The sequence below is a fragment of the Mesorhizobium subarcticum genome (assembly GCF_055456085.1).
Genome location: NZ_CM144237.1, coordinates 1,331,156 through 1,343,709 on the forward strand (window position 1 = coordinate 1,331,156; position 12,554 = coordinate 1,343,709).

Genomic DNA, 12,554 nt, shown 5'->3' on the forward strand with positions numbered 1-12,554 from the left:
AAAGGCATGAGCGTCGACGAAGACTGCGATTATTGAGCGTCGACCGCGTTCTTCAGCATGGGCTTCACGCCGATCCCGGTCCCGTTTAGCGGACCGCCACCCTCGATAAGCCATCGGAAATAGGGCAGCGTTAGGAACGGGATCATCTTCGCGGCCCTGTCAACGTCGGCTTTCTTCAGGTCGGGATTGGTCGACGAATCGCCATCGGTAAGCGACGACAGAGCTTGCGCGGGGATGCCGAGCAATTGGGCGGTGTCCGTGCCAAGCTGAAACGATGGGCCGAGCAGGGCGCCGAACACGTCTCGGTTCGCGTAGCGCGATGCCGGCCCTTTGATCGAGGCTGATGGATCGATCTGCTGGCCGACGCGGGCCGCCGCTTCATAGAGCCCCGGCGCCCCCAGTTTCTCCCACACATTGTTGATTTCGAAAGCCAGGGGGAAAATTCCGGATCGATCGAGACCTTCAGCGACCCAGTTCCCCGGATTGTCGGAAACGTCGCGGCCCGATTCCACAGCCTTCGCCCAATAGGCGAACATGCCCAGGCCGGCCATCCCAACCAAACCTGTCAGCATAGAGCCCACACCATCCTGCATGCCGCGCATCATCACCCTTTGATGTGAAGCCAGCACGAACGACCGGAACTGCACGAGAGCCCGCCCGGTCGGCGTATGCGTGAACAGCGGCACGTCGGCTACGCCCTTCGTCACGATCGTCGTGTCGACGTCCTTGTTGACCGCAGCGGCGAACGCCCGGCGCGCATCGATGTCCGTCCAGCCTTCGATGCCGGGAACATGGACGTTTCCTTCGACCGTGCCGAATTGCTCGAACTGTTGGGCGATGCGCTGCGCCATGTCCGGATTGATGCCGACATAGCCCATATAGCGGCGTTCTGCCGGCGCCAGCGCGGCATAGTCCGCCTGCACGTTCTTCAACACGCGGTTTTGCGTCAGCACCGAGGCAATCGACTTGTTCATGTCGTTGAACCAGGGCAGCAGCGTCATCTTCGAGAAGATGTTGGAGGCGTTGTCCATGAAGCGCTCGAACGGCGAGTTGTGCGCGTAGGGGTCCGCGAGCTCTGCCATCGAGGCGATACGAGATTGCAGCGCCCGCTCTGTCACGGCTCCGACCGTCTTAGCGTCCTCGACCGCCAGCTTGATGCCCTTGAGGTTGGTCAGGAGCGGCAGGATGCCTTCATTCATGTACCGGCCGATGCCATTGACCATCGCTGGCCGGGCGACGTCAGTGACGGAGCCGACCAGCACACCGCCGAGAGAGCGCATGTAGTTGAAGGTCTGCGCGACGCGGAGCACCCGCGCATAATTTGTTTGCGAGTTTCCCACCTGGTACTGTCCGCGCAGCAGATCGCGGACGCTGGAAATGTCGTTCACGTCGCTCTTTTCGCGGGCGGTCAGTTCCTTGAGCGCCTTGGCCTTCGCCGATTGGTCGATGTCGGAAGCATTCACCTTATCGCGTAGCGCCAGATAGCCGCTGCGCACCCGATCAAGCTGGCTCTTCAGCGTCGGATCGCCGGCACCGCCCATCGAGCGATCCATTCGTGAAAGCTCGATATCGGTTGCCATGACGCGGGCATATCGCTTGCCGATCATCTCGATGTCGTGTTCCAGGAAGTCCTCGATCAGATGGTCGGGGATATTGAAGGACCGTTCCTTCATCGGCCCCCGATCGCTCATCACCATGTCGTAAGACGGCATGCCCTGCTTGGCGCGGCCAGTCAGTTGCTCATGGATGTCATTGACGATGCCATTCACATAATCCGCGCGGTCAGCATCCGAGACGAAATCGGGAATTTCCTGTTTCACCTTCGGAACCATCGGCTCCAGTTTGTTGGCCTTTGCCTTCAGATCCTCGACCTTGGCTTGGATGCGATCGAGGTCGATCGACTTCGCCGCCAGTTCCGACAGCATCGCCTCGTTGGCGCGGCCTTCAGTTTCCATCCGGCGCAGCGCTTCCACCCGCTTGCGCAGCGAGCGTTCCGAGAGCTTTGCCTTGAAGATGTCGCGCTTGGCCGTCGCATAGTCGACGATCAGTTTCACGCGCGGCGATGAATTCACCAGATCGGCAGACTTCGCAATCTCATCCTCGAGCGATTGGAGATGGTCGCTGGCATTCTGCAGTTCGGTCTTGCTGATCGCGTGTTCGTTTACGATGCCGTCTGTTGCCTGGTCGAACTCGTCCAACTCCCGCTCAAAGCGCGAGATGCGGGTGTCGAGCCCTTCCGTGTTGCGCTCAGCCGCCTGCACGCGGGCGATATGGTCGCGAACGTCCTTGACCTTGGCGTTGGCAGGCAGGCCGACCTGGTTGAGCCATTCCGCCGCCGTCTTGTCGATATCGTCGGCGGCCGCCGCAGCAGCTTCCTCATCCGCCGACCGCAAAGGATTGCCGGCCAGTTCCGAGCGAACCGCTTCCATCAAGGATCGGGGCTCGACGTAGCCATTGCCGTCGTGCGGCAGATTGGCGAAAATCTCGTCTTCGCTGTGGACGAAATTGTCGACGTCGCCGATACCGCCCCGTTTGACGAACATGCCAGGGTGCGTCTTCGGCGTCACGCCCATCGCGCGCAACTCATTGTCGAGCTTGGTGCCAACGCGAGCGCCGCCCTTTGCCTTGATGATGGCCAAGACCGGAGAGCGCTCAGCGAACGTCCGCTGTTTCCCAGCCGACCGCTCAGCGGCCCGAGCCTGCTTGACCGCGTCGACCATCACCGCATTTTCATCGGCGCCGCGCAGCCTTGTCACCAGCGCGGCCGGCGCGCGCGTCTTGAGCACGTCGAGACGGTCCTGGTTGAGCTTGGTCAGAGCGTCAGTGCGACGCTGCCTTGATCCGGTGCGTTCGGCTAAGCGGTCTTCAAGACTTTGCACCCGCGAGGAGAGCCGATCGTGCGCTTCCATCGCCTTATCGCTGTCGACGATCTTGTTGCCGAGGCCGATTTCTTCGCTCTTGAACTGGAGATGCGAAATCTGCTCATCGATCCACGGCCGGACGATCCCTTTGAAACGCGCCTCTTCAGCGGTTAGCCGCGGTGCATTCCACATGCGCGTAAGGTAAGAGGTAGCCGTCTTCACGCTTACATCCGGCGGCAACCGGCCTTCCTTGATCGCATAATCCTTCAACGGCTCGAACAGCGTCGAACGCCAGATGCTGGCCGCCTTCGACACCGCGTCGTGTTCGCCTTCGTCGCCGCGACGCATCGCCCTCGAAACCGCAGTCCGGAACTGTTCTGGATCCAGGGTCAGATCGCCTTTGCGCGCTTCCGTGTAGATCGCCCGCGTATCCTGCTGGGCTTTCACAAAGGCGCCGCGATCCCATTCCTTGACCGCGCTTTCGACCGAGATATCACCTTCGCCGCGCGCGTTGCGCTCGATGTAATACCCGGTCTCTGCCATGCCGGACATAATCTCACGGGCTTCGGCAAGCGGGCTGTGCGAGCCGCGAAGCAGCGGGTTCAGCTGCGCAGTTGCCTTGCCAACCGCTTTCGCACCGGCGCCGATATCATAGTCTTCCAGCACGGGGCCAGAGACCGCCGCAGCGCCGACACCTTGAGGTGAGCCGGCTTGAGCCACGCCTTCAGCCACTCCTTCACGAAATTCGTTGTAGGCATTCGGGTTGACCGGTTCGGCCATCACCTTGCGTACGGTTTCCATGGCCGCCTTGCGCTCGGCAACCGACATCAGCGCGCCCGCACCAGACCCCAGCACACCGCCGAGGACGAAGCCGGCGCCGATTCCCATCGCGCTATCTGCAAGCGGCCGGGTTTGCTGCGATGCTTGCAGCGCGATTTCGGAAGCGGTCGCGCTTAGGCCACCAGCAACGGCGGTGCGCAGCGCGGTCTGAAAGACTGCCCGACCCATTCGGACACCGGTGACCGCTTCCCCGCCAGGTATCAATGACGGTAGGTCGACGATCGACGCCGCGCCGCTGAAGGCAGTTCCGAGCCAGCCAGCGGAATCGAGGTTGCGGCGGTCCTCCTGCTCCATGTCGATCTGCGACTGCATCGCGTTGAAGGCGGTGCTGTTTTGAAGCGGCGCAAAGCGATCCCAGTAGGGTTCGTACTTCGTGCCCTTGATCCGGTCATAGGCCGTTCGGCTGGTCCACCCGTCTTCTGGCGCATAGGTGTCGATGCCGGCCATCTTGTTCGACGCCATCGAGCCGATCGTATTGCTCTGGCGCACGGCCGCACCGATGACGGTCATCGCATCGGGGCCAGGACCATCTTCTTGCGGGCGATAGTCGACAGCACCAAACTGCGAGATCGGCAGCGGATCGTCGGGATAGGTGATAGCGCCCATCAGTTTGCGCCGTTCTGCTGTTGAAGGATCTTTCGAATGCGCTTGTGCTCGGCGACCCGCGTTTCATAGTCGGCCTTGGCCCTCTGCTCGGCAGCGGCGGCTTCGTCCCGCGCCTTGGCGCGTTCTTCCGCTGAGGCGTCTGCCATTCGCTTTTGGAAGTCGACGAAGTCCTGATCGGTCAGCGGCGTAGCTTGGGCTGGGGCTTGGTCAATCGCGGGCCGCCCAGCGGGCGCAGCGTCTGCCGGCCGCGCGGGGATATTGGCCGGGATGTTGCCGGGGGCATCGCCCGACCCGGTCTTCTTCTGACCGGCCAGATTGCCAGCCGCCGTCCCGAGTTCTCCGGCCTTCTGTGCATTTGCTTGCGCTTGTGCCGCCGCTGCTCCTGCCCTGTCGTCCTTGTTCACGTTGACCTGGAACTGTGCCGCCCCGATGGTCGCTTCGGAATTCAGCGCCTTGATGAAATCCTGCGTGCCCGGGTCGGCATTGATTGCCTTGGCCTTGCCCTGCGCAGCGCGGAGGATGCCGCCATCGACGGCGGTCGCTTCCGATTCCTGCTGCGACTTGCCGGCAATAATGTCACGGGTCTTGGCGATCGTGGCAGCATCGACGCCCCACGGCACACCATAGGCTTCTTCCCATGTCGATTGGCCATGGTCATCAAACTGGTAGTAGAGCTTGTACCGAGGGAACCGGCTCTTGTCGGTGCGCATCATCTCGACGTCGCGCCGCGTCCAGTCCGGGCTCATCTTGATCGCGATGTTCTCGACCGTGCGGCCCGGCGTGTGCTCGTCAGCGTAAGCTTGGGCCGTCTTCATCGCGTCGGCGCGCAGATAGTCGAGATTGTCGCCGACCGGGGGATAGTAGAGCTCGGGCGCCATCCTCATCAGGTTCGGAGATCCTGAGATGTTGCTCACCGCCCAGGTTTTCTTGATCCCGGCGATTGCCCGCGCCTTGGCCGCGCCAGCGTCGCCACCCGTGTCATAGAAGGCGTCGGTCGCCAGTTCCTTGTATTCGGCCAACAGTTCGGTCGGCTGCTGCGGCATGACGCCGGCGCCAGGCTCGCCACCGGGACCGGTGAAAGTGTCAAACGCGTTTGTCACGTCGCCGACGGATAGGCCCTTCAGGAATTTTTCGGCTTGGGGCTTCAGCACCTCCCGCGTGGCTTTGCTGGTAGGATCGGAACGGCGCAAGATTTCCTGTGCCGCATCCTCGCCAGTCATGCCGAGGTCATTCACGAAATGCCGGTAATCTGTCAGCTTCGTCTGCACATCACCGCCGGGAATGTTGCTGAAGGAAGTCGGCGCAATGCGTTCGACCGTGTCCGCCTGGGAGAGCGCCGAGGAGAGTTCAGGCGCCGTCTTGGCGGCAGCACCCTGGCGAAGCGTCGCTTGCAGCGGATCGGGGATGTATCCCGTTGCCTGCACATAGGTTGCGGCCGCCGCGCCGCGCTTCTCGGGAGGCACAGCCGCGACGAACTGGTTATAGGCCTTGTCGCCGATCTTTGCCTGATCGCTGTCGAAGCTGTTGATCGGCACCTTCTGGTTGGAGCCGATCGCGCTGATGATGGCATCGACACCCGCGTTGTCCTTGTTCTCCGTCTTCAGCATTTCGTAGAGCGTCGCCTGATCGCCCTCGTTCAACTTGCTGCTCAGGATCAGCGCAGGGTCGCGGATTTCACCAGTGCGAATGCCAAGTTCGATATGGTCTTTGTAGGCGCCATACTCGACCTTGGCCTGGGCAACATCGGCCGATTGCTTCTGACGAAAGGCGACATCGTCCTGATTTGCCAGCGCCAGCATGTCATCCGGCGACATGCCGGTGAAGCGCGGGTCCATCGGCGCGTTCGCGGTGCGCACCACAGCCTGGCCGACCGGCGCACTATCAAGCGCGTGGCGCGCCCACATCGGCAAGCTGTCGGAATGATGCGATGCACCCCAGGCGCGTTGCGGGCCTGTGTCGATGTGGATCGAGTTTCCGTAGACGCCTATGCCGCCGAAGCCCTGTGCGCGCGCCTCCTGAATAATCTGGATTTGCTCGGCCTGGGATTTTCCCCGGACATCGAGATCGAGCGCGTTGCCCTCGATGTGCTGCGAGGCCTTGGCACCGCCGGCACGTTCGTTGCGAGCAGCATCACGGAAACCCGACACGACAGGTAGCGAGAAGCCGAGGGAATTCTGCAGGCTCTTGAAGCGGCTGATCACCTCCGGGTGAACGCCCGTCATGTCAGGGACGGCAGAGACACGCCCTGTTGTATCGCCGAACACGATTGGCAGATCAGGCCCGGTGTGCTTCGGCGCGGCCGCTGCACCGCCGCCGCTGACTGGGCCGCCGTTGACTTGATTGGCGAAGTCGCCATCGCCCAATGTCTTCAGACCGGCCCACGTGCTGGAGAGCGCGCGGCGAATACCAGCCTTGACGTTCGCATCCGGTGACTTCAAATCGGTCAGCAGATCGCGGCCGGTGTTCTGCTTATAGTCGTTCTGTGCCAGCCACCAGTTGCCGATGTCCTGCGATCGTGCCGAGAAATCTGGCACGCCGGTTGCGTTCTTGATCCGATCCCACGTAGACGGCAGATCCTGATACCGGCCGGCAGCGATGCCCGAGCTACCATGCTGACCGGCCTTGGGGTGATCGGCAAAGCTGGCGAACTTCTCTCCGCCATTGATCACGTCATAGGCGCCGTCGCTTTCGGTGCCGGCGATGGTGTTGAGCAGCGCCGCGCCTTCCGGGGGAATGACGTCGGTCGCAACGATGTTTGCCGATGCGCCTTTGCCCGCGCCAGCCGGCGGGGCCATGCCGAATAGCCGGCGCAATTGGCCGGGATCACGAGCACTGATCGCCTGGGCGAGGGCCTTCGGTGTGGCCTGGTCCCAGCTTTCCAGCGTCGCCTGCTTTGCCAGCGGGCTAAGTGGGCTTGCGAGGATAGCCTTTCGCCCTTGCGCCTTATAGGCGTCGTACGATGCAGTGTCGTTCGGGTCCATCTGCAGAATGCTGCCGATGATGCCGTTCTGAATTTTCGTAGTCTCGAGCGTGGCATATTTCTGCTCTTGCTCGAACTGCGCCGACGCCGCGCTTCCCGACAGTTGCAGCCGCTTCGCCGGCAGCGAGGCGTCAAAAAAGCCTCGCTGGCTTTGCGGGACTTGCGCGCGATATTGATCCGCGATGTTGTCGAACAAGCCGGGCTTTGCGACCTTGCCGGTCGCTGGATCGATCTGGCCGACGATCGTATCGTGCAAGCCGGTGCCGTCGGCCGAGCCATTCCGAGCGGCTTCAGCCGCCTGGTTGGCAGTATCCGCATCCATGGCGTTCTCGACGGTGATCCGCTTGAAGCGGTCCATCTCGTCCTGGCGCTGCTGAATGCGATCGGCGACGGCCGTGACCTCGCCGCCGGCATCTTGCATGGCGCGGCCGACATCGCCGCCGCCCGGATATTGGACGACGTTGCCCGGATCGAGCCGACGTTCAGCGACTTGAAGAGGAATGGTTGCCATCTATCACGCCGCCAACGGGTTTTGAGCCATCTGGATTTTATTGATGCCGGAGAACAGATCGCCACCAGCCTTGAAAATGGACGACGTCACGGCCTGCTTGCCCTGAAACCGCGAGATTGACGCTTGCGTGTTCAGGTTGTTCTGGCGCAGCTGCGAATTGAATTGGATCGCCTTCAGGTCCAGCTGATTTTGTCGGGCATTGGCCGCCAGCACTTCGGTCGGAGAGCCGGCAACCGCCACACCCGAGGCGCCGGCCGCAGCGCGTGCCTGGGACGCAAGCAAGTCCTGCTTGTGCTTTTCCTGCGTCTGTTCGAACGCCGCTGCATTGGCGTCAGCTTGGGCCTGCTGTTCGTAAGCCTTGGCCTGCATCTCGGCCATCTGCTTCTGCTGCTGGCCTTCGACCAGCGCGCCGCCGACCGATAGGCCGAGGCCGATAAGGGCAATGGAGCACATGGGGTAAACCTACGGTTCGGCGTCAAAGGCAGGGGTGAAGGATCGGATCGTGCACGGGGTCGGGTTCGTGTGGCGAATCCTCACGCGGCCCTGACCTTCCCAGCTATCGTCGATCGGCACCTCGACGTTGCCGGTAAAGAGGTTTGCCTTGCCGTCAGGCGCAACGACGCTGGGCAGGCGCACGTTCTCCCACTTGCCGCGCATGAAGGATTGCACCGACAGCCCCGTGGTGTCCGTTTCCAGAACCGAGAGGATCACGCGAGCGACTTTCTTGCGACGGCCAATGATCGAGCCATCCTTCCCGCCTACGTCCAGTTCGAGCGTGTCCGCTTCAGCATCGAACGGCAGGCCGACTTGCCATTTAGCCGCGGTGACGCCGTCGGGCAGCGTGACTTGACCCGTGCCGACAGTCAGCCCGGTATAGACCTTGCCATCGGCCAGCACGTCGACCACCTGGCCATTGAGGTGTGCAAGGCCGGAGACAGTGCCCACGGCCGCCCCTGAATAGGTCAGGCCGCAGTCGACTGCGAAGGCATCGACCAGATTGCCGTATTCGAACGGCGGCTGCATGATTTCGATGTAACGTTTCGTTACACCGCCGATGGTGCGCTTCACGATCAGCCAGATGTCATCGACGCCGTCTTGGCCCGGCGTCACGCAGGCGCTTTCTACCTGCGCCCAGCCGGAGCCGGTAAAGGTGCCGCCGATCTGGTGGCGGTGCATCCCGCGCACGTCTTGCGATGGCTGATGGGTGTAGCCGCAGATTTCGCCGGTATCGACCGGGAACCAGATCACCGGGTCCGGGTCGGTTTGATAGGCAAGTTCGATGACGCCCTTTTTCGGCAGGTGCTCGGAAATCTGTCCGATGTCATCCGATGTGAATTTGTTCGTCGCCACCTGTGTCAGTTCAGCGATCGCCTTGCGCGAGCGCGTCACGTAGATAAACGATTGGCCGGCATCAACCGGCCTGATCTTGGCACATCCGAAAGTGCGCGAGCGCCGGTTCTTGAAGGACGACGGCGTCAGCGCTTCATCGACGCCGGAGCCCGACAGCGCGCGGACGCCGCCCGAGGTACCGATCATCAAGGCGCCATCCGATTCCGCGATCCACTGGATGTCGTTCGCCTGGCCGCCGCCGGCTTGCAGGAATTCCAGCGCGTCATCGTCTTTTTCGCCGAGCGCGAAGTTATCGAAGTCGCCCGTCTTTGAAGCATAGACGGAGAAGCGCCGGCTGAAGGCCAGCCGCTCCTCATAGAGTGAACCGCTCTCGACATACTTGCCGGGGACGAACGTGCCGAGCCGCCAACGGGTGATCGGAGACAGGTCGGGCAGCGCGTGGCCATACATCCTGACGACGACGACCGTTGTGCTGGTGCGGCTTGTGATCTTCGCCCAGCGCCAAACGTTGTCACCGCCGAGCAGGCGGATTGAGCGGCCAACGTCGGTTGTCTGAAACCCCGTCCCACCGTTGATGCCGACGATCGACGACGCAGTCAGATTGAACGGCGTCATGGTGTCGCCATTCTCGGCCATGGCGATTTCTGCAAGGCTTGTCACACTGGCGTCGCCGCCGCCACCGCCTGAGAACGCAAACTTGTAATACAGGTATGTGGTCGCGTTCTGGAACTCGAAGAAGCGCACTTCCGAGCCTGACCACCCCGTCTCACCAGCGTGACTATCGAGCGTCGTATAATTGATGCCGTCGTTCGACCCCGACAGCGTCCATTGCGTCGCCATATCGCCGTTCGAAGCAACGTTGTCGGAAGCAGCCAGCCAGTAGGCGTTGACGGCTCTGCCCTGTCCGGCCGGGAACTGATACTGCAAGAAGCCGCTGCTGCCGCCGGTGATTTTGATCTGTTGCGTGATATCACGATCGAACACCTTGTAGGAGTTGGTGCCCGTGCCATCGTCGGTCACCGTGCCGCTCGGCGCCGTCCATGACGTCATTTGCGGCGTTACATGGCCCGTGTTTGCCGGCGTCAGCGTGGTTGCAGTGGTGTTGACGTCGTCATAGGGGCCATCGAGAAACTGGAAATCCGTTAGCGTCCAAGTCGTGTGCGCCGTCCGGGTCAGCACCTTCGGCGGGTAGTTCGCATGCGTGATCCACATTTGGTCGGCGGACTGCACATAGTCGAGCTCGAACAGGTCCGGTTCGAGATAGGGCGTTACCACCTCCACCCCGACCGCGACGCCCTAGGCATAGACGCGGATGTAGAGGTCGCCGAATTCCAGCATGTAAGCCTGGTCGGACGAGAAGATGAAAGGGATGCTGCGTGTCTCTTTCGCCGAGGTCTTCACCTCCGCGCAGAAATAGGTGCCACCGCGCTTGCGGATGCCGCCATGTGGCAGGGTCACGAAGTTCTGGCACAGCGCCAGCGCCGCGCGGTAGAGGTCCAGCGAGGCGCGGGCATGCAAGCGAGGGCTGATCTCGCCACGGACGAAGGTATCTTGGACCGGATAGAGCGTGGCCATCAGCGCTATGCCCTCCAATCGCCACGGGCTTGCGCCCAGGACGTCGTCGAAAGCTTTCCGCCGCGTTGGATGGCCTGCGCATTGAAAGCCGCGTCCAGCGCCCTGTCATAGGCCGCGCGAGCAACGTCGATCATGCCGGACTTGTGGGTCAGCGGATGCGCCACCTTGATGGCGAGCGCCGCGACCACGACTTCGGTAAACAAGGCGTCCCAGTCGTTCGGGTCGGTTAGGTTCGCGATGTAGCGAATGATGCGCGGTCCCGACAGGTTGGTGTAGATCAGGCCGGCCTCTTGCCGCCACGAGATCGGCACGCCATCCGGTTCCCCATTGTCGGTCAGCGGCAGCGGCCGCAGGCAGTCAGCCGGAAGCTCGTATGACCAGCGCATCGTGCAGTCACCGGTGCCCGTGTCGGCGCCGACCACTGACGCGCGCAGGATGGCGAAGACCCAGGCGTATTTCGTCAACTCGGCTTCGCACGTCAGATCGAAATGCAGGTTGAGCAGGCGTGCAGCCTTGACGTCCTGATCGAGGCTATCAATCGGCGCCTCATCGAGGACCGCGAGCGCCATGTTGGCAACGTCGAGCGGCGTCGTCGCCATGGTCAGCGCTTCATCTGCGAAGCGGCAAGGACGCTCAGATAGCTCGGATCACGCCGAGGCCGGCCAAAGCTGTCATAGACGATGACGGCAGGGTTCGGCGCCAGGCGCAAGGCATGCTCACGGAACTGCCGGCGCACCGCTTCCGCGCGCGTCTCTTTCGGGTTTCGCTTGGTGGGAATGATCATGTGAGCCTCACAAACGGGAAAGAGGCGCGGAGCCGAAGCCCCGCGCCGTGCCTATGATCAGGCTTCGGTGGTCTTGACCGCGATGAACGTCATGTTCTTGACGCTCGACGCGGTGCGGCTCCAGTTAGCCGCCAGCGCATATTCAGCGTCGGTAGCAAACTCGCCGGCCGTGGAGGCATCGAGCCAACGCGTGCCGGGGACGTGCGGGACGAAGTGGCAACGTCCGACCATCTCGGTAACACCGCCGCCGTGGCCCTGGCGGGGCTTGCGGTCGAATTCCAGCGGACCGCCTTCCGTGTTGACCGGAAGCTCGTTCCACAGGATCGCCTTATCCTTGAACATGAACGCCGTGTAGACGTTCGATGCCACCGGGATATCGTCATCGACGATGCAGCGCAGGCCCATGTAGTAGGGAAGCAGCATCTTTCCCTGTTCGGCCGACGGGATGAAGTCGATCAGGTTCTTCTTCTTGAGAGCCTTCATCTGCTTCGAATGCATCCACCAGGTGCGGAACGTGTCGGCCTTGTCGCCCATGAGATAGGCGGCATCGATCGCGTCGGTTTCGGTGATGGATGCGCCCGTCGTCAGCACAAGGTCGCTGCCGTTGGTCACAATGTTGTCCGCGATCACACCCTTGAGGATGCCGAGCAGGGTCAGCTTATTGGCGCGCTGCCAATAGTCGGTCTGACGCTGCACGATGATCTTCTGAGGGTCGGAGCCGGCCAGGATGCTGGTCAGGTCCGGGATGCCCCAGGCGTTGGCACGAACGGCGCGGGCCGCGACTTCACGGCGCGAACCGATCTTCTTCATCTCGATGCTGTCGGTCGGATCGTCGTTGACGGGTTCCGACGGATCGTTGCCGAGATCCTTCCAGCCGGGCATATCGACCTGTCGGCCGCCCATGCTCAGCTTTGCCGAGATGGTCGGGTCCGAATAGAGGATGCCGGCCTGGTAGATTTCGAGGGACTGCACATGCTCCTCGAAGGAGTACTGCGCATAGACGGACGGGACGATCGAGTTCGCAATGCGGGTATAGGCGTCAGCCAT

8 protein-coding genes are annotated in these 12,554 nt (G+C 62.1%); all 8 read right to left on the bottom strand.

Annotated features, from left to right (window positions below; translation table 11 throughout):
* Positions 1-29 precede the first annotated feature (29 nt).
* Entirely contained in the window at positions 30-4,307 is a 4,278-nt protein-coding gene (locus ACZYHG_RS06285) for an AAA family ATPase (RefSeq protein WP_464613023.1), read from the bottom strand.
* Positions 4,307-7,798 carry a D-Ala-D-Ala carboxypeptidase family metallohydrolase gene (locus ACZYHG_RS06290; RefSeq protein WP_464613024.1) on the bottom strand — a complete coding sequence of 1,164 codons (3,492 nt, stop codon included), beginning with the start codon at positions 7,796-7,798 and terminating at the stop codon, positions 4,307-4,309. The genes ACZYHG_RS06285 and ACZYHG_RS06290 overlap by 1 nt, the downstream gene beginning before the upstream one ends.
* A 3-nt stretch (positions 7,799-7,801) precedes the next feature.
* Entirely contained in the window at positions 7,802-8,176 is a 375-nt protein-coding gene (locus ACZYHG_RS06295) for a hypothetical protein (RefSeq protein WP_464613025.1), read from the bottom strand.
* Positions 8,177-8,260: 84 nt separating this feature from the next.
* Positions 8,261-10,423: a phage tail protein gene (locus ACZYHG_RS06300; RefSeq protein ID WP_464613026.1), complete on the bottom strand. Its 2,163-nt coding sequence runs from the start codon at positions 10,421-10,423 to the stop codon at positions 8,261-8,263.
* A gap of 21 nt (positions 10,424-10,444) precedes the next feature.
* Positions 10,445-10,723, bottom strand: a complete 279-nt coding sequence (locus ACZYHG_RS06305) for a hypothetical protein (RefSeq protein WP_464613027.1) — start codon at positions 10,721-10,723, stop codon at positions 10,445-10,447.
* A 5-nt stretch (positions 10,724-10,728) separates the two neighbouring features.
* On the bottom strand, positions 10,729-11,322 hold the full coding sequence (locus tag ACZYHG_RS06310; protein ID WP_464613028.1) for a phage connector family protein: 594 nt from the start codon (positions 11,320-11,322) through the stop codon (positions 10,729-10,731).
* A gap of 2 nt (positions 11,323-11,324) precedes the next feature.
* Positions 11,325-11,507 (bottom strand): hypothetical protein, encoded by a 183-nt coding sequence (locus ACZYHG_RS06315; protein WP_464613029.1) that lies wholly within the window; start codon positions 11,505-11,507, stop codon positions 11,325-11,327.
* A 57-nt stretch (positions 11,508-11,564) separates the two neighbouring features.
* Positions 11,565-12,554, bottom strand: coding sequence for a Coat protein (locus ACZYHG_RS06320; RefSeq protein ID WP_464613030.1), 990 nt, complete (start codon positions 12,552-12,554; stop codon positions 11,565-11,567).